Origin of the sequence: Anaerococcus lactolyticus ATCC 51172, from assembly GCF_000156575.1 — a bacterium.
In the GTDB taxonomy this organism is placed as follows: Bacteria; Bacillota; Clostridia; order Tissierellales; family Peptoniphilaceae; genus Anaerococcus; species Anaerococcus lactolyticus.
Window position 1 is genome coordinate 373,061 of record NZ_GG666046.1, and the last position, 18,038, is coordinate 391,098.

Annotated in this window: 16 protein-coding genes; 10 read left to right on the forward strand and 6 right to left on the reverse strand. The window is 36.7% G+C overall.

What is annotated here, in order from left to right:
- Positions 1 to 36: 36 nt before the first annotated feature.
- From HMPREF0072_RS06335 to HMPREF0072_RS06360, 6 genes are all read right to left on the reverse strand, one after another.
- Entirely contained in the window at positions 37 to 2,274 is a 2,238-nt protein-coding gene (locus HMPREF0072_RS06335; protein ID WP_004828443.1) for an FtsX-like permease family protein, read from the reverse strand.
- Positions 2,274 to 2,969, reverse strand: a complete 696-nt coding sequence (locus tag HMPREF0072_RS06340; protein ID WP_037327033.1) for an ABC transporter ATP-binding protein — start codon at positions 2,967 to 2,969, stop codon at positions 2,274 to 2,276. Before HMPREF0072_RS06340 ends, HMPREF0072_RS06335 begins: the two co-directional genes overlap by 1 nt.
- A 161-nt stretch (positions 2,970 to 3,130) precedes the next feature.
- Positions 3,131 to 4,822 carry a vWA domain-containing protein gene (locus tag HMPREF0072_RS06345; RefSeq protein WP_004828448.1) on the reverse strand — a complete coding sequence of 564 codons (1,692 nt, stop codon included), beginning with the start codon at positions 4,820 to 4,822 and terminating at the stop codon, positions 3,131 to 3,133.
- Positions 4,815 to 5,699 (reverse strand): AAA family ATPase, encoded by an 885-nt coding sequence (locus tag HMPREF0072_RS06350; protein ID WP_004828449.1) that lies wholly within the window; start codon positions 5,697 to 5,699, stop codon positions 4,815 to 4,817. The genes HMPREF0072_RS06345 and HMPREF0072_RS06350 overlap by 8 nt, the downstream gene beginning before the upstream one ends.
- Before the next feature lies 1 nt (position 5,700).
- The gene (locus tag HMPREF0072_RS06355) at positions 5,701 to 6,015 is read right to left on the reverse strand and encodes a CC/Se motif containing family (RefSeq protein WP_037327030.1); all 315 of its coding nucleotides are present in this window, start codon (positions 6,013 to 6,015) and stop codon (positions 5,701 to 5,703) included.
- A 60-nt stretch (positions 6,016 to 6,075) separates the two neighbouring features.
- A complete protein-coding gene (locus tag HMPREF0072_RS06360; RefSeq protein WP_004828453.1) occupies positions 6,076 to 7,530 on the reverse strand; it encodes a carbon starvation CstA family protein in 1,455 nt (484 codons plus the stop codon).
- A 255-nt stretch (positions 7,531 to 7,785) separates the two neighbouring features.
- On the opposite strand from HMPREF0072_RS06360, the gene rimP reads away from it, so the two are divergent.
- The 10 genes from rimP (at position 7,786) to HMPREF0072_RS06410 (ending at position 17,640) form a co-directional block, all read left to right on the forward strand.
- Positions 7,786 to 8,229 (forward strand): ribosome maturation factor RimP, encoded by a 444-nt coding sequence (gene rimP, locus HMPREF0072_RS06365; protein WP_004828455.1) that lies wholly within the window; start codon positions 7,786 to 7,788, stop codon positions 8,227 to 8,229.
- 11 nt (positions 8,230 to 8,240) lie between these two features.
- A complete protein-coding gene (gene nusA, locus HMPREF0072_RS06370) occupies positions 8,241 to 9,464 on the forward strand; it encodes a transcription termination factor NusA (RefSeq protein WP_004828458.1) in 1,224 nt (407 codons plus the stop codon).
- A gap of 28 nt (positions 9,465 to 9,492) precedes the next feature.
- Positions 9,493 to 9,759, forward strand: a complete 267-nt coding sequence (gene rnpM, locus HMPREF0072_RS06375) for an RNase P modulator RnpM (protein ID WP_004828461.1) — start codon at positions 9,493 to 9,495, stop codon at positions 9,757 to 9,759.
- Between the two features lie 9 nt (positions 9,760 to 9,768).
- The gene (gene infB, locus HMPREF0072_RS06380; protein WP_004828462.1) at positions 9,769 to 11,919 is read left to right on the forward strand and encodes a translation initiation factor IF-2; all 2,151 of its coding nucleotides are present in this window, start codon (positions 9,769 to 9,771) and stop codon (positions 11,917 to 11,919) included.
- On the forward strand, positions 11,920 to 12,303 hold the full coding sequence (gene rbfA, locus HMPREF0072_RS06385) for a 30S ribosome-binding factor RbfA (protein ID WP_004828464.1): 384 nt from the start codon (positions 11,920 to 11,922) through the stop codon (positions 12,301 to 12,303).
- A complete protein-coding gene (locus HMPREF0072_RS06390; RefSeq protein WP_004828466.1) occupies positions 12,284 to 13,255 on the forward strand; it encodes a DHH family phosphoesterase in 972 nt (323 codons plus the stop codon). Before rbfA ends, HMPREF0072_RS06390 begins: the two co-directional genes overlap by 20 nt.
- Entirely contained in the window at positions 13,248 to 14,144 is an 897-nt protein-coding gene (gene truB, locus HMPREF0072_RS06395; RefSeq protein ID WP_004828468.1) for a tRNA pseudouridine(55) synthase TruB, read from the forward strand. The genes HMPREF0072_RS06390 and truB overlap by 8 nt, the downstream gene beginning before the upstream one ends.
- Positions 14,119 to 15,063, forward strand: coding sequence for a bifunctional riboflavin kinase/FAD synthetase (locus tag HMPREF0072_RS06400; protein ID WP_004828470.1), 945 nt, complete (start codon positions 14,119 to 14,121; stop codon positions 15,061 to 15,063). The genes truB and HMPREF0072_RS06400 overlap by 26 nt, the downstream gene beginning before the upstream one ends.
- Positions 15,064 to 15,171: 108 nt before the next feature.
- The gene (gene rpsO, locus HMPREF0072_RS06405) at positions 15,172 to 15,435 is read left to right on the forward strand and encodes a 30S ribosomal protein S15 (RefSeq protein ID WP_197049851.1); all 264 of its coding nucleotides are present in this window, start codon (positions 15,172 to 15,174) and stop codon (positions 15,433 to 15,435) included.
- A gap of 48 nt (positions 15,436 to 15,483) precedes the next feature.
- Entirely contained in the window at positions 15,484 to 17,640 is a 2,157-nt protein-coding gene (locus tag HMPREF0072_RS06410) for a polyribonucleotide nucleotidyltransferase (RefSeq protein WP_004828474.1), read from the forward strand.
- Positions 17,641 to 18,038: the final 398 nt, after the last annotated feature.

Here is an 18,038-nt window from a genome sequence, read left to right on the forward strand (position 1 = left end):
TTGGAGAGAAGTTTTGCTTCTTCCAACAGATTTTTTTTACCCATTTATAATTTTCAATTCCTTTACCATATCAATTTTTGAAATTTTTCTTTTTTCAAGCACTTGGACTAGGATAAATATTAGTAAGCTAAGACCTATGGCTTCGATAAAACTTATAAGTGGAATATTTATTTCTACATAGGCATCTAGTTTTGTGATAGCATATCTTGTCATAGTTCTTATCAAAAAGTCCATCATAGGAATCATGATGATTTCAAAGACTAGGAGGATAAGGAAGATAGGATTTGTGTAAATTGCAGTGCTTTCCCTAGCTCTTATGCCAAAGACTTTTAGGTAGGAGATATTTGTCTTTGACTTATCTATGATTAGACTGGTTACCAAATATGAAATGATAAGGTAAAAAACGAGGGTTACGACCAATAGACTATCGAAGACACCACCAAAGGAATCTAGGAAGTGGGCCATGAACTTATTCATATCTTCCTTGTTAATTTCATTGATTAAGATATTTTTGTCAATACTTAGCCTTTGGCTAGACCCGTAAGCGTTGAAATAATCCTTATCCAGACCCAGAATTTTATTTATATTTTCCCTTTTACCAAGGATTTGAAACTGGTTGTTGTCCTTATCTATAGATTTTATCTTAAGTTTAACTTTGTCATAATTGAAATTTTCTATGGCATCAATCTCATCACCAACCTTTAACTTATAAACTTTGGCAAGACCATTTGAAATTATTACATCTTTCTTATCCAAATTTCCAATAGCCAAATCCTTATATTTTGAATCGGCATCTACTCCTAGGCACTGGATTTTTTTCATATTAAAATCTACCAAGTCAAAGCTAAGCATAGAAATTTTATCTGCTTTGATTTTAGGGTCTGGGGCTTTTACCAGATAGGTGTGATCATATTTCATTGAATTTTTGACTTTTACTGCATAGTCTGTAAAAATTGGCTTGACTCCTAGAGAATAAATCAAAAGGATGTTGGCAAGGCCTATACCAAAAATTAGGCTGATAATATTGGCCCTATTAGCAAGGATGACCCTTAACCTAAATTTGTTAATAAAGGAAAATTTTTCTAGCTTTACCCTCAATCTTGCTTTTGGTGATTTGAGTGTATTTCTTAAAAAGTCTATGGCCTTGTGATTAAGGGCCTTACTTATTACAAAGAAATTTATTATTAAATAAATCAAAAGTGGGATAAGGCTGGTTAGAATAAAGGACCTTAGGTTAAAGGAAACTACGAATTTTGGCAAATCGTAGGACTTGTAGTAGAGGTTGGTGTAGGTTTGGTAGGCATGGGTGTAGGCAATGAGATTGCCAATTAGGCAAGCAAGCAGGGTAATGAATATCGGCATTAGCATATAAGATTTTACAAGCTCACTTTTTTTGTAGCCTGAGGCGAGGAGGGTGCCAATAATTGGAGCTTCTTCTTCAATCATGCTCTTAACTTGGATGGCGCTGATAAAGGCAATAGCTAGGACTAAGACTACCATAAGGGCTGTCATCATTGGCACATCCCCACCCATGTCTTCTATAAAGTACCTTATGCACTGGTTGTCATAGATTAAAAGCGAATCTGTTACCCTGTTTGTTTTGTTAATAATTTTAAGCAAGTCTTTTTGCTTATCTCTGGCCTTTGACTTTGGCAAATTTTCCTTATCTTTGTAGGAATATTGGTAGGTGATTTGCTCTGAAATGTTTTTAAGCCCATCTTTTGCTACAAGACCCACCCCAAAAAATCCTGGATCCATAACGAGGTCACTGTTGTTTTTAAGGAGGGTTGAGTAGTCCGGAAGGGCAATTAGACCTACAATCTTATAATCTTTTCCTTCTAGGCTAAGTGAATCTCCAGTTTTTAGATTATTAGCTCTGGCGTAGTTTGCAGAAAGAGCGATTTCGCCCGTAGTTTGGGCAAGCTTTCCTTCAAGGATTGATGGAAGGTTGATATTCTCCCTATTCTCAAAGACCCTTAGGGTTTTATTTTTTCCGGAATTTGCTTCTACATAAAAATTTTCGTATAGGCTTATCTTCTTATTTTCCAAGTCTTTTTTGACTTTTTCATCTAATCTATCAATACAGGTAAAATTTCCATCTTCAACCTTGCCCTGATTTATAAGCTCGTAGTAGAGCTTTTTTGTAGAATCTTGGGCTGTGAAAAATGATGAAGAAAAGATAATTATAAAACAAAGGGCGATGAAAATTGGCAAGACCCTGGAAGGATGAAAGTAGACTTGCCTGTAGGCTCTCTTATAAATTGGATTTTTCATTACCAAGTCACTTCCTTTGCTTGAATTTTCTCATTGTTTTTGACATAGGATTTAACCTTGCCATCGTGGATATTTAAGATATAATCGCACATCTTGCTTATCTGGATGTTGTGGCTTGCTATAAGAATGGTAGCCTTATAGTCATGGTTCATTTTTTCAAGCAAGTAGAGGACATCTTTGGCACTTTCATAATCGAGTGCACCGGTTGGCTCATCACAAATTAAAATTTCCGGCCTTTTGATAAGGGCTCTGGCAATCGAGGTTCGCTGAGCCTGACCACCAGAAACTTCATTTGGATACTTGTAAATTTGATCCTTGATTCCCAAGTCATCGACAAGTTTGTTAATATCGAGTGGATTTTTTGCAAGATACTTGCCTAGTTCTATGTTTTCAAAAATATTTAGGTCGCTAATTAGGTTGTAAAATTGAAAAACAAAGCCCAGCTTATTTCTTCTGTAGGTTTCCAAATCTTTTTTACTCATGCTGGCTAGATTTTCGCCCAAAATATTAACTTCGCCACTATCAATGCTTTCAATACCACCGATTATATTAAGGAGGGTGGACTTGCCAGACCCAGATGGGCCCAAAATACAGATGATTTTCCCACTTTCTATTTCAAGGTCAATATTTTTCAACACTTCAATCTTAGCTTGGCCTTGGCCGTAACTTTTACACAAATTTTTTATTTTTATCATAGGACCTCCTTTTATAACGATAATCTCTATCATTATTATAGCACTGTTAAAAATCATAGACAATAGAAGGTTGCTATTTTAAGAGGATTGCAAAAAAAATCTAGAAAATTTTCAACCAGCAATCATGAATTATCTCCGAAGTTGGTTTTAAATTTTCTAGCTTATTTTTCTAAAGATTGGATTTGTTTTTTGATAAATTTGCCACAGGCCTTTGCAATTTCAGTCGGTTGGTCGATTTTTATAAACTTATTCCTATAAAGGCTTTTGGCGTTGTCTAGGTTATCGCCACTTATGATGGCGGCTATTTGTAGACCTTTTTTTCGAAGGTCATCTAAGTTTTTTCTTGCATCAAAAAGACCGATTTCGTCTTGGTAGGGTTTATTGAGCCTAAAATTTTTGGTTATGAGGGGTTTTAGGTCTTGGGGATTGGCGTCGGTGAGGATTAAAGAAAGGGAATCTTTGATATCCTTATCCAAAATCGCCCTGTAGGCACGAAAAACAAGCCCGTCTCTGTTCCAACCCATGGCCTTAAAACGAAAGATTTTTTTGATTTCTGCTTTTTCGTCATAGTCTTTGAGGATGGTAAGAATGGTAAAGTCGCCAACAGTTTGAAAGGAGACTACCCTGTTTAAGATAGAGTTATTTTCCAAAGACTTGGCTAGGATATAGGCTTCGATGGCTACTTCAGATTCCTTCTCGAGCAGGGAAGCAGATCCGTCAACAAGGAGGTCTACCTTCATAGTAGGGTCAGGTTGGAGGTTTTTTTTCTTAAAAATCTTTGCCTTATCACTTATTTCAGCCTTATAGGCAAGTCTTGGAATAAGTTTGCCTCGGTTGGAGAGGTCTTCGTCCAAAGAAGAAGTTAGGTTTAATTTAAGTTTGATTTGCTTAGATAAAACTGCTATAGCCCTGGTATAGGCAGATTTGTTAGCCTTAAATTTTAAGAGGTGTCTGGCTATAGCCTTTTTATTTAAGTCTTGGTCGAGGTCCTTGTCGTTTTCGGTAATGCCCCTGGTATAAAAAAGTCTGGATTTTTTGTGGCTGTCTGTGCACAAGTCCCTTTCGATACCAAGCCTTATTTTCTCATCAAAAAGAGATTTGCCAAAGGTTTTTTCTATGTAGGCTAGGCTCTCCTTACGTTTTTTAATTTTAAAATCTAGGATAAGAGAGCCAATCCCATGTGATTTTTGCATATTTCCGGCAAAATTTGCTGGCATATTTGACCTCTCAAGGCTCACCATGCCAGCACTTTCAAAAAGAGAAAGATTTAGGGATGGGATTTTTTTCAAGAGGTCACTCTCCCTATAGCCAAGGTAGGTTTTAAAAAGGCTTATAACTCTGCTTTCTACATTAGTTTTATCTGTATCAGCAGGTAGGCTCAATTTTTTGTAGAGGTCCAAGTCTTTTTTTGAAAAATTATTGGTAGGGGCGTCAAGAATTTCCCTCATCCTAATTAGTTCTAGCCTGTAAAGTGCGTTTTGCCTAAGGGCAAGGTTTCTCCTTTGAAGGTCGTACTTATCATCCAGAAATTTTTGGGCGTAGGCAATCCTTAAAGATTTTAAAACTGGTCTTTCGCTTACTTCTTTTTTGTAGGCAAAGTCTTCTAGGATATAGACAAGGGCAAGGTCATACCTATCTCGTCTAAAGTTATAGGCCCAAGCATCAAAGAGCTTTTGAATTTCTCTTTCGCCTAAATATTTGATGGCAAGACCTATTATCAAATTTATGTAAAAATCAGGATTGCCGTCAATATTTTCCCCGATAATAAAATTTTCAAAATCATAATTACCGGCTCCTGCCCACTGGATGTTTGCTATTCGATTTTCATAAAGTTTTTCTTTAGGTCTATCCATTTATCAGGTCTTTTTGGTAAATATTATCTGGAAAACGAGCCTTAAGCAGGTCTTCAATTAGGTCAGCTTCATAGTCATCGAAAATTTTATTGACTAAGCAAAGCCTCATCGCTTCTTTAAATTCAAGGCCTTCCTTCACTAGGTCTAGGCCATCGAAAATCCCCCTCAAATCTGGGGCAGTGTCAGAAATTTCGTGGGCATTAGCCTTATCTTTCAAATCCTTAAAAAAGTTTGCAATGTCGGTTAAGTACCTATCTTTAAGGTCAGGGTAGTGGGTCTTGATGAGGTTTACTAAATCACTATCAGATATCCTTGGCATTTTAATAATGGCAAACCTCGACAAAAGTGCTTCATTTAGGTCACGAGTACCTTCGTAGCCGTAGTTCATAGTTGCGATAAAACGGGTGGCCGGATGGACATTAATTAGTTTATATCCTGGTATATCAATCCTCCTCCTGTAGTCAAGGACAGAATGGAGGACTGCCATTGCTTCGTTTTTTGCCATATTGATTTCATCAAGGACAGCAAAACCACCATAGCGACTTGCAAGGCTTATAGGGCCTTCCCTGAAGGTGACAGACCCAGATTTTAGGGTGTCATCACCGATGAGGCTTGAAGCATCAACGCTTACGTGAAAGGAAATATTCCACATAGGACGGGCAAAAAGATAGGCCAAATTTTCTGCGAGAACATTCTTACCTGTAGCTTTTTCTCCAACAAGCAGGATGTTTTTGCCGGATAGAATTGCTGCAATCGCTTCTTCTAGAACATCATCTCCCATATACAAGAATTTTGGCTTTGGAATCCTTTCTACAAGGTCACTATCGATGGGGTATTTATTTTTAAATTCATCTATTTTTTTATTGAAATTTTCCATCTTAACGCTCGATTGTGTTTATTTCAGTTTTTATGTAAAGTTTTTTAAATAATCCGATACCAAAGGCAGAGATTTCTATTTCCATATCATCCTTCACAAAGGAAAAGAAGTTCGGATTTACAAAAATATCTATGTCCTGATCACTAAATTTTTTGTAGGCTTCCTTATTGCCAATAAGCTTGGTAGAAACATCAAAATCCACAGTGCCTATAGTGCAGCAGGTTTCCTTGCTATCAAGGTCTGGATTTATATAAATTTCTCTAATATTTTTTTTATCGGCAAAATCCTTAGCCGTCTTAGTTATAATAAATTTCATAGCTCCTCCTAGCTTTATTATATTAAAAAAGAGTGGCATAAGCCACCCCTTTTCAAAATTTTAATCTAATATTATAGATTCAATTCTTTCTCTATTTTTCTTGCCAAGTTTTAGTACACAAATTACATATAAAACTGTGATAACTGCTGCAACTGGATAGGCAATTGTATATGGTTGTCTAAGTCCGATAGGGTCTGCATTTATAATAAATGAGAATACTACGAAGCAGTAGAAAGCACCTGGTATTAAGGTGATTAGGTAGTTTTTGTTGGTGTACATTAGGTAAACTGTTGCAACTGCAAGGGCAAAGATAGCTACGAATTGGTTTGTAAATCCGAAGTATCTCCAAAGTAGGTTGAATCCACCTGGGTTTGTCTTAGCAAAGTATAGGATACCTGCTGCAGGAATAAATAATACTGCTGCAAGAATAGCTCTCTTTGCAGGATTTCTTTGGTCAATATTCATTTCTTCAGAAATTATAAGTCTTAAGGATCTAAATGCTGTATCGCCTGATGTGATAGGAAGTGCTATTACACCGATGATGGCAAGTAGACCACCGATATTACCCATGAAGTATTTAGAAATATTACCAACCATGATTGTTCCAGGAGTGTCAAGAGCACTTTCTCCAGAAGAGAATAGAACCATAGCACCTGCTGCCCAAATCATAGCTATAAAACCTTCAGCTATCATAGTTGAGTAGAAGGTCATCCTTGCTTCTCTTTCAGATTTAACTGTTCTAGAAACTAGGGTTACTTGAGAGCCATGGAAACCTGATAAGATACCACAGGCTACTGTTATGAAGAAGGCTGGGATAAATTTTTGTCCCTTTGGATGTTGGGCAAGAAGACCTTGGCCTTCAAAAGCTAAGTGTCCGCCACCTTGGGTTAGGATACCAATTAAAACACCAAAGGCAGAAATGATTAGGAATGCACCGAAAATTGGATAGATTCTACCGATTACCTTATCAATAGGCATTACTGTAGAAAGTATGTAGTAAGCAAATATTACAGCGTAGATAATCCAAATTACTGCACCTTCTGGGTCTTTTCCTAATACGAATTTTGCAATTAAGTCGCCAGGGGTATAAACAAATACAACACCTGTTAGTAGAAGTAGGATTGCGATTACAACGTTATAAAATGCTCTGATTCCGCTGCCTAGGTACTTACCAACAAGTTTTGGTACTTGGCTACCGCCGTTTCTCATAGAAATAAATCCTGTCATGAAATCGTGAACTGCACCTGCAATTACACAACCAATAGGAATAGCGATAAATGCGATAGGGCCAAATAGGATACCTTGGATAGGTCCTAAGATAGGTCCTGTACCTGCTATGTTTAGTAGATTTATAAGCCAGTTTTTGGTCTTGCTCATAACTACAAAGTCGACACCGTCGGCTTTTCTAACTGCTGGAGTTTCTCTATCATCTGGTTCTAGTTGACTTTCAACATATTTAGAATAGAAATAACCTCCACCTAACAAAATTATAAGTCCAATAATAAATAGTGTCATTGTGTCCTCCTTTATTTATTATCTTATAACCATTATAAGATAAATAAAAAAATATTACAAGTCTTATATCTGAATCTCAACATCTAAAACATTTTCATAATATTAGTTATCATTAAAATATAATTCTCATTACTAGGTGGTTGAGATAGGAATTAATTTTTTAAAACATTGATAAATAATGATAAGCTAGTATAGTAGACTTAGTAAGAGTGGGGCGGAAATTCCACTTTTTTTTAATGTTGGGGGTAAATTGAGATGGATTTAATAGAAAAATTGAAAAACGCTCTGGAAAGTGACATAGAAAATTTAGGCTATGACCTTGTTGACCTTGAGTTTATCGGGGGCAAAGACGGTAATCGACTTATTTTTTATATTTACAAGGAAGATGGAATTACGATTGATGATTGTGAGAGGGTGAGTGGATTTCTTGATGAAAAGCTCGATGAGCTTGATTTAATCAAAAGCTCCTACTACCTAGAAGTATCCTCTCAAGACCTATCAAGACCACTTAAGACAGATAAGGACCTTCTTAGAAATAAGGATGAGCTACTTAAGATAAAGCTTAAAAATGGTGACCTTATCCTAGCTAAGATGAAGGATATCAAAGATGAATCAATAGTTTTTGCCAAGGAAGATGGCAAAGATATAGAGATAAATAAATCGGATATCAAGGAAATAAAAATAGAGATAGTGTTCTAAAAGGAGATATGATGAACAAAGACTTTATGTTGGCCCTTGATGAGCTATGCAAGGATAAGAATGTAGAAAAAGAAGTAATCCTAGATGCTCTAGAAAAGGCGCTTGTGAAAAGTTATCAAAAAAATTATGATAACCAAGAAAATGTTGACGTTACTATTGACCATGAGACTGGGGAAATCGGGGTTTATGCCCTAAAAGAAGTAGTTGATAAGGTGGAAGATCCTATAAATCAAATTAATTTAAAGGATGCAAAGGATCTAGATGCTTCTTTGGCAGTTGGTGATACAGCAAGGATTAAGTTAGTGCCTAAAAATTTTGGCAGGGTTGCTGCTCAAACTGCTAGGAATATTGTTATTCAAAAGATAAGGGATGCCCAAAGAGAATCCTTATTTGGTGACTATCTTGATAGGGAAAATGAACTTATCACAGGTTTAATCCAAAGAGTTGACAAATACAATGTCTATGTAAACCTAGACAGGATTGAAGGAATTGTTCCTCTTAAAGAACAAGTTCCTACAGAATCTTATATCCCAAATGAGAGGATGAAATTCTTAATTAAAGAAGTGAGAAATTCTGGCAAGGACCCACAAATTGTTTTGTCTAGGTCTTCAGAAAATCTTGTTACTAGACTTTTTGAGCTAGAAGTGCCTGAAATTACTGACGGAGTTATAGAAATTTATTCTATAGCTAGGGAAGCAGGATCAAGGACAAAGATGGCGGTATTTTCTAATGATGAAACCATTGATGCTGTTGGAGCTTGTATAGGTTATAAGGGAGCGAGAGTTAATTCTATTGTAGACTCACTCCAAGGAGAAAAGATTGATATTATAAATTATTCTAAGGATATAGAATCTTTTATTTCCAACGCCCTATCTCCAGCAGATATTATAGAAGTTTATGTCAATGAGAGAAATAAGCAATCTCTAGTGGTTGTTGAGGATGACCAGCTTTCTCTTGCCATTGGCAAGGAAGGTCAAAATGCAAGACTTGCAGCAAGGCTTACTGGTTGGAAGATTGATATCAAGTCAAAACTTGAATTTGACAGCCTAAGTCAGGAAGAGATTGATGAAATTCTTTCTATAAACGAAGAAGAAGTTTCTGATGAAAAGTCTACAGATGATAAAGATTTAGAAGCTTACGACTTGGCAGAAGAAAATGCAAGTGATGATAAAGATGAAGAAATTTCTGATGAAGATAAGGAAGAAATTTCTAAAGAACCTACAGATGAAGACTAGGAGCTAGCTTTCAGCAAGGAATAAGGAAATGATAAAAACTCGCAAAATACCACAAAGAAAATGTATTGTGTGTGGTTCGTTAAAAGATAAGGGAGACCTTCTTAGGATTGTAAATAACAAGGAAGAGGGAATCTTGATAGATGAAAGTGGAAAAGTAAACGGAAGAGGTGCCTACGTGTGTAAGGATGAAACTTGCATCAAGGGCCTTAAGAAATCAAATAAGCTAAATCAAGCCTTTAAAATGAAGATAGATGACGAAATTTATGAGGAGTTAGAAGCTTATGAACTAAAATGAGGTGATTATATGGCTGATAAAATAAGAGTATACGAATTGGCAAAAGAAAATGGCTTAGAATCAAAGGAAATGATTAGAATCCTAAATGATGAATTTAACTTAGGTATTAAATCTCATATGTCCATGATAAGTGGGGAAGACCACAAATTAATCAATGATTTCCTAAGTGAATTAAATGATGATTCTAGTGAAGATGTTAGCGTAGAAGAAGAGATAATAGAAAAGCCTAAAGCAAAAGCAAAACAAGAGAAAAAAAGAGAAAAGAAAATTGATCTTAAAAATCTAGACGACGATGATGATCAAGAGCAAGTAGTAAGCAAGAAGAATAGAAAAAAGAAGAATAAGAAGAAAAAATCGAAGAAGAGCAATAGGCAAGAGAAGAGTATGAAAGCTAACAAAGATTCAAGAATAGAAATACCAGAAACAGTAAATGTCAAGGCGTTTGCAGATAAACTTGGAGAAAGCCCAAATTCAGTAATAGGAAAATTGATAGGTCTTGGTACAATGGCAGGACTTAATGACCAGATTGATTTTGATACAGCAAACCTTGTAGCCATGGAATTTGGCAAGGAAATCTTTAAGGAAGAAGAATATGATGCCTTAGAAGAGCAATCATATGATTTAGACTATGAAGATAAGGAAGAAAACTTAATTGAAAGACCTCCTGTTGTATCAGTAATGGGTCACGTTGACCATGGTAAAACAAGTATCCTAGATGCTATCAGAAATACTTCTGTAACTCGTGGAGAAGCTGGTGGTATTACCCAACATATAGGTGCTTATACTGTAGATATCAATGGTAAAGCAATCTCTTTCTTAGATACACCAGGCCACGAAGCCTTCACAGAAATGAGAATGAGGGGTGCTCAATCAACTGATATTGCCATCCTTGTGGTAGCTGCAGATGATGGGGTTATGCCACAAACAGTTGAGGCGATTAACCACGCCAAGGCAGCTGATATTCCAATAATAGTAGCCATAAACAAGATGGATAAGGAAACAGCCGATCAAAATAGGGTTATGCAAGGTCTTATGGAATATGGTCTTGTTCCAGAAGAGTGGGGTGGAGATACCATCATGGTTCCAGTGTCTGCCCACACAGGCAAGGGCATCAAGGACCTGCTTGAGATGGTCCTACTTGTAGCTGAAGTTAGGGAACTAAGGGCAAATCCAAACAGGGATGCTGTTGGTATTATAATCGAAGCCCAACTTGACAAGTCAAGGGGTCCAGTTGCAACTGTGCTTGTACAAAAAGGTACCCTCCGTCAAGGAGATTATGTGGTTACAGGTTCTGCCTCAGGTAGGATTAGGGCAATGTTTGATTCAAAAGGAAAGCCAATCAAAGAAGCAGGCCCTTCTATACCAGCCCAAATTCTTGGTCTTTCTGATGTAGCAGAAGCTGGCGATAAGATTTATGCAGTTAAGGATGAAAAAATCGCTCGTGACTATGCAGATAGGGCTAAAGAATTTAAACGTGAAGAAAGATTAATCGCCAAAGCTAATACCAACCTTGAAGATATGTATTCAGACATCCAAGAGGGTGAATTAAAAGAACTTAATATCATTGTTAAGACTGATGTTAAGGGAACTGTTGATGCTGTAAGCTCTTCTTTAACAAAATTATCAAATGAAGAAGTCAAGGTAACAGTAATAGCAGGTGCTGTTGGTGGTATTACAGAATCAGACGTCCTCTTAGCTCAAGCGTCAAATGCTATTATAATCGGCTTTAACGTAAGACCTACCCAAGGTGCTTTAGAAAGAGCTAAGGATAATAATATAGAAATCAGGACCTACAGCGTAATCTACGAAGCAATCGAAGATGTATCAAAGGCTATAGTAGGTATGCTAGATCCAGAATTTAAGGAAAATGTTCTAGGCAGGGCAGAAGTAAGAGATACCTTCAGGATTCCAGGAGCAGGCACAATCGCAGGTGTTATGGTAACAAGTGGTGTCATTACAAGAAAAGCAATGATCAGACTTCTAAGAGATAACGTAGTTATCTTTGATGGCGAAATTTCATCAATGAAGAGATTTAAAGATGATGCATCAAAACTCCAATCAGGTTATGAAGGCGGAATCGGACTTGAAAGATACAACGACATAAAAGTAGGCGATGTAATGGAAGCCTATGAAATGGTTGAAACAGAAAGAAGTTTATAGATGAATAAAAAAAGAACAGCTAGGATTTCATCTGAGGTTAAAAGGGAAATATCAAAGATAATAATGGATGACCTAAATGACCCGAGATTATCCGCAGAAGCCATGGTATCAGTTACTGATGTAGAAGTTACCAACGACTTATCCTACGCTGATATCTATATATCAGTCCTTGGAGATAATAAAACTAAGGATGGAGTAATGGAAGCACTTAATCAAGCCAAGGGTTATATTAAAATCCTAATTGGTGAGAGAATGAGACTTAGGTCCATGCCAGAATTTCGTTTTAAATTTGATAATTCTATCGAGCATGGTGCCTACATGGATAAGTTAATAGCAGAAACAATCGCAAAGGATAAAAAAGCAAATGAAGCTAGAGAAGATTAGTAAAGAACACTTAGATAAGTTTTTAGAAATGGTTGATAAGGCAGAAACAATCGCCATTGCCAGCCACGTAAATCCTGACGGAGACAATATCGGTTCGTCCCTTGGACTTAGAAGGTCATTAGAAAAGTATGGTAAAAAAGTTGAAGTAATTGCAATCGACACAATTGACGATTACTTACAATTTCTACCAGAACTTGATCACTACAAGGAAGCTAGCCTTGATAAGTACGACCTATTTATAATTGTGGACTGCTCTGAATTTGACAGGATTGGCAAGGCTACAGAAATTGCAAGAAGATCTGATAAAACCATAGTTATCGACCACCATGTTGGTGGAAAAATCAACTGCGATTTGAATATGATTTATGAAACCTCACCTGCAACATGTGAGTTGGTTTACGAAATAATTGATAGACTAAACCTACCAATGGATAAGACAATAGGTACCCTTTTATTTACAGGCCTATGCACAGACACAGGCAGGTTCATGTATTCAAATGTTTCCGAATATACTTTTAGGGCAGCAGGCAGACTAATTACAGATGGAATTGATTATGAATATATTTACGAAAATCTCTACCAATCCCAACCAGTAGCAGTCATGCAGTTTCATAATGAAATCATATCTAAGGCAGAATTTTTTGACAAGAAGGCCTTTGCTATCGCAACCAAGGCCCAAGTTGAAAAATACGGCGTACAAATGGGTGATGCAGAAACAATTGTCAATAAACTTAGGGACCTTAGAGAAGTAAATGTGTCTATGATTGTAAAAGAATATGACGACGGCGAATACAAGGTGTCTATGAGAAGCAAAACTGCCGATGTAGCCGCAGTTGCTAGAGCTCATGGAGGTGGGGGCCACATCAAGGCAAGTGGTTACTCAATTTTTGATGAGAGTCTAGAAGCTGCTTGTGAAAAAGCCCTTGCTGTATTAAAGGAAATAGATGCTTAAGGGAATCCTTAATGTAAACAAAGAAAAGGGCATATCTTCAGCTAGGGTTGTAAGCCTTGTAAGACGTGCCCTTGGAATGAAAAAAGTCGGTCACACAGGGACCTTAGACCTTGAAGCGAGTGGAGTTTTGCCAATTGTAATAGGCAAGGCTACAAGAGTTTCAGATTATATGATGACCAAGGATAAGGTCTATGAAACAGAGTTGATCCTCGGTGCAAAGACCGATACCCTAGATGCAGCAGGCAAAATTATAGCCAAGAGCGATAAGGTTGTAAGTAGGTATGAATTTATAGAAGCAATGAATACTTTTAAGGGGGAAATAGAGCAAATTCCTCCTATGTATTCAGCCCTTAAGGTAAATGGCAAAAAACTCTATGACCTTGCCAGAGATGGCATCGAAATTGAGAGAAAAAGAAGAAAAGTTAAGGTTTATGATATAGACCTTTTAGACTTTGCCTTTCCCCAAGCGACAATAAGGGTGACCTGCTCAAAGGGGACTTATATTAGAACCTTGGTTGACGACATAGGCGAAAAACTAGGGACCCTTGCCTATGTCAACGAGCTAAAAAGAGTTAGGGTCGGGGATCTGGATGTTAAGGACGCTATAAATAGCGAAGATATATTAAAAATTGCAAAGAAAGATTTACTTAAGAAACTTTATCCAGTAGACTTTGCCCTAAAGGATTTTGAAAAAATCGTTCTTGACAAAAAATATTTAGAAAATCTTGTAAATGGTCAACTGGTAGAAGTCGCAGACAGGTTTGATAAGACTGTAAGGGTCTATGCCGGGGAAGACTTCATCGGGCTTGGTGAAAATTACAAGGAAAATGATAAGAGTTTCTTAAAAATGGAGAAAGTGTTTTATGAAAGAGAAGATAAGAATATATGATTTAAACAGCGACCTACCTGACTTAGAAAAAAAGGTAGTTTCCCTAGGATACTTTGACGGAGTTCACCTAGGTCATCAAAAGTTAATGAAAAGAAATGTAGACTTATCGAAAAAATATGGTTATACTCCATCAATTTTATTATTTAAGGAAAATACAAAAACTACAGTCAAAGACGATAAGAGGTACCTATCAAGTCTTGAAGATAAGGTAGAAATCTTATCCCAGCTTGGCATAAAAACTTTTTGCTTGGTTAATTTTGACGAAAATTTTATGAAACTTTCTCCAACAGATTTTATAAAGACAATCATAGCTGAGAAATTGAATGCGAAAATTATTATAGTTGGCGATGACTATCGTTTTGGCTACAAGGCAAGTGGGACAGTTGACACCCTAAGAGAATATGAAAATATTTTTGCCTACATAACAGATGTTGTTGACTTTGAGATGGAAGACGACCATGCCAAAATTTCTTCAGGGCACCTTAGAAATTTCATAAGAAATGGTGAAATTAAAAAAGCCAATAAGTATTTGGGTAGACCTTATAAAATTCGTGGCAAGGTAGTCCATGGCAAACGCAGGGGAAGGTTGTTAAATTTTCCTACAGCTAACCTCGACCTAAGTTTTCCCTATGTCATTCCTACTGATGGGGTCTACCTTACCATAACCAATATTAGGGGCAAGGATTATTATGGCCTTACTAATATTGGCTCAAACCCAACCTTTGAAGAAGGCGATGATAAAAAGATAGAGACTTTTATCTTTGATTTTAATGATTCGATTTATGATGAAGATATCAGCGTTGAATTTATTGAATTTTTAAGACCGGACTTCAAATTCAATTCGGCAGAAGAATTAATTGCCCAGATGGATAAGGATAAGGAAAATGGTCTTAATTATATTGAAAAACACCTAAAATGATTTGGCAAAATAATATTTGGGGTGTATAATAAAGACGTAGCTTTGCTAGGTATATGAGACCTCGACTAATACATGGCAAAGGCTCTATTAAATAATACGGAGGAAATTATGAACGCAGTAGAAAAACAAGCAATAATTAAAGAATACCAATTAGATGAGAAAGACACAGGTTCACCAGAAGTACAAATCGCTATCCTATCAAAAAGAATAGCTGACTTAACTGAACACTTAAAATTAAACACAAAAGACCATTCTTCAAGACGTGGATTATACAAAATGATCAGACGTAGAAGAGGTATGCTTACTTATTTAAAAGACAATGATATTGATAGATATAGATCAATTATCGATAGACTTGGACTAAGAGGTTAATTATTTTGGCGGGGTATTACCCGCCTTATTTTATATATAGGAGAGATAATGATCAAAAATTACAAATACACTTCAAAAAACGGATATGACTTTGAGGTAACAATCGGCAAGTATGCAGAGCAAGCCAACGGTGCCTGCCTTATTCAAAGCGGCGACACCACACTTTTAGTAACTGCAGTAGCTAGCGAAAAACCAAGAGAGGGTATAGACTTTTTCCCACTTATTTGCGATTTCCAAGAAAAACTTTATGCAGTTGGTAAAATCCCAGGAGGTTTCCTAAGAAGAGAAGGCAAGGCAAGCGATGAAGCAACTCTTATCGCCAGACAAATGGATAGACCTCTTAGACCACTATTCCCAGAAGACTATTACAATGATGTACAAATCATAGCTACAGTCCTATCAATGGACCACGACCACCTTCCAGACCCACTTACAACTATTGGTGCATCAATAGCCCTAGGTATTTCTGACATACCATTTAATGGCCCAGTAGGAGCTTGTATGGTAGGCAAGGTAGATGGAAAATTAGTTGTAAACCCAAATGAAGAAGATAGAAAGAAATCTCAACTTGAACTTACTGTAGCAGGTAGGAAAGGCGCTATCAACATGGTTGAAGCTGGAGCAAACGAACTTGATGAAAGCGAAATGCTTGAAGCAATGCTACTTGCCCTTGATGAAATTGGAGATATTTCTGACTTCATCCAAACAATTATAGATGACATTGGTCTACCTAAAAAAGAAGTTGAAGTCCATGAGGAAACAGAGCTTGATAGACTTATTTCAGAAGCTTTTGAAGAAGACATCAAATCATCAATCAGGACTACAGATAAGACTGAAAGAGAAGATAACATCTTTAGGATTGAGGAAGAAGCCAAGGAGAAATTCCTAGAAGCTTATCCAGAAAGTGAAGATGAAATCCATAGAAGAATTGACAATATCATGAAAAAAGAAGTCAGAAGGATGATTTCTATTGATAAAATCAGACCAGACGGCAGAGAGCTTACTGAAATCAGACCACTTTCTGCAGAGGCAGGAGTTTTGCCAAGAGTGCATGGTTCAGGTCTCTTCCAAAGAGGTCAAACCCAAGTATTATCAATAGTAACCCTAGGTTCTCCAGCTGATAGCCAATTAATTGATGGTTTAAATATCGAAGATGTAGAAAAAAGATATATGCACCAATACAATTTCCCACCATTCTGTGTAGGAGATGTAAGACCACTAAGAGGACCAGGTAGACGTGAAATCGGCCATGGTCACCTTGCTGAGAGAGCTCTTGTGCCAGTACTTCCAGACGAAAAAGACTTCCCATACACAATGAGAGTTGTTTCTGAAGTTTTATCTTCTAACGGTTCAAGCTCCCAAGCTTCAATTTGTGGTTCAACCCTATCCCTAATGGATGCGGGTGTACCAATCAAAAAGCCAGTCGCAGGTATAGCTATGGGTCTAATCAAGGAAGACGACTCAATTTCTATCCTTACAGACATCCAAGGTCTTGAAGATCACCTTGGCGATATGGACTTTAAGGTAGCTGGTACTCGTGATGGTATCACAGCTCTTCAAATGGATATGAAAATATCTGGTATTACAGAAGAAGTCCTAAGACAATCCCTAGCAGATGCAAAAGATGCTAGATTTAGGATACTAGATGTAATCGAAGCTGCTATTGATGCTCCAAGGGCAGAATTATCAGAATATGCACCAAGACTATATACAATTGACATCGACCCAGAAAAGGTAAGAGATGTAATTGGTTCTGGTGGAAAGAACATCAACAAGATTATAGACGCCACAGGAGTTAAAATCGAAACCGAAGATGACGGCCACATCACAGTTGCATCTAACGATGGGGCAAGTGGTAAGAAAGCTATAGAAATGATTAAAGCTATAGTTACCGATCCAAAACCAGGCGATATATATGAAGGCACAGTTGTAAGACTCATGAACTTTGGCGCCTTTGTAGAAATAGCAATCGGCAAGGAAGGACTCCTTCATATCAGCCAAATCGCAAACCACAGAGTTGCTAAGGTTGAAGATGAGCTTAAGGTTGGAGATAAGGTGACAGTTAAGGTTACTGAAATTGATAGGCAAGGTAGGATTAACCTTTCAAGAAAGGCCCTCCTAGAAAAACCTGAAAAAGCTGAAAGACCTGAAAAGGCAGAAGCTTGGCCAGTAGATGAATCTCCATATAGAAAAGACAAAGAATAAGATTAAAGACTGTTACACAAGGTGTAGCAGTTTTTTTATTATTAAATCGACAAGTAAATTGAACTTTTTTATTTTATTTAATTAATTAGGAAGAATTATTATTGCAGAAATATAAAAGATATGTTAATATAAAAATATAAGAAATCGTTATTTTATTTACGAAATATGTACAAGGAGGTAAAATGCCAGTCTTTTTAGCAAAGTGAAAAGATGCGGAAAATTAATCTTAGCAAAAGATTTCCTATAAATAAAATTCATCAATTTTTTAAAATAGGGATCTAAAAAAACTTTGCATAGCCTAGGAGAATTTCTTAGTATTATCCAATTTTTTAAGTGATTTTAAAAATATCCTAGGTAATTGACGTTCGACAAATGCCCTTAAATTAATCATGACTTAC

Bases quoted from the DNA above. Each gene is read 5' to 3' on its own strand.
- HMPREF0072_RS06335 (WP_004828443.1), bottom strand. From the start codon at position 2,274: ATGAAAAATCCAATTTATAAGAGAGCCTACAGGCAAGTCTACTTTCAT.
- HMPREF0072_RS06340 (WP_037327033.1), bottom strand. From the start codon at position 2,969: ATGATAAAAATAAAAAATTTGTGTAAAAGTTACGGCCAAGGCCAAGCT.
- HMPREF0072_RS06345 (WP_004828448.1), bottom strand. From the start codon at position 4,822: ATGGATAGACCTAAAGAAAAACTTTATGAAAATCGAATAGCAAACATC.
- HMPREF0072_RS06350 (WP_004828449.1), bottom strand. From the start codon at position 5,699: ATGGAAAATTTCAATAAAAAAATAGATGAATTTAAAAATAAATACCCC.
- HMPREF0072_RS06355 (WP_037327030.1), bottom strand. From the start codon at position 6,015: ATGAAATTTATTATAACTAAGACGGCTAAGGATTTTGCCGATAAAAAA.
- HMPREF0072_RS06360 (WP_004828453.1), bottom strand. From the start codon at position 7,530: ATGACACTATTTATTATTGGACTTATAATTTTGTTAGGTGGAGGTTAT.
- rimP (WP_004828455.1), top strand. From the start codon at position 7,786: ATGGATTTAATAGAAAAATTGAAAAACGCTCTGGAAAGTGACATAGAA.
- nusA (WP_004828458.1), top strand. From the start codon at position 8,241: ATGAACAAAGACTTTATGTTGGCCCTTGATGAGCTATGCAAGGATAAG.
- rnpM (WP_004828461.1), top strand. From the start codon at position 9,493: ATGATAAAAACTCGCAAAATACCACAAAGAAAATGTATTGTGTGTGGT.
- infB (WP_004828462.1), top strand. From the start codon at position 9,769: ATGGCTGATAAAATAAGAGTATACGAATTGGCAAAAGAAAATGGCTTA.
- rbfA (WP_004828464.1), top strand. From the start codon at position 11,920: ATGAATAAAAAAAGAACAGCTAGGATTTCATCTGAGGTTAAAAGGGAA.
- HMPREF0072_RS06390 (WP_004828466.1), top strand. From the start codon at position 12,284: ATGAAGCTAGAGAAGATTAGTAAAGAACACTTAGATAAGTTTTTAGAA.
- truB (WP_004828468.1), top strand. From the start codon at position 13,248: ATGCTTAAGGGAATCCTTAATGTAAACAAAGAAAAGGGCATATCTTCA.
- HMPREF0072_RS06400 (WP_004828470.1), top strand. From the start codon at position 14,119: ATGAAAGAGAAGATAAGAATATATGATTTAAACAGCGACCTACCTGAC.
- rpsO (WP_197049851.1), top strand. From the start codon at position 15,172: ATGAACGCAGTAGAAAAACAAGCAATAATTAAAGAATACCAATTAGAT.
- HMPREF0072_RS06410 (WP_004828474.1), top strand. From the start codon at position 15,484: ATGATCAAAAATTACAAATACACTTCAAAAAACGGATATGACTTTGAG.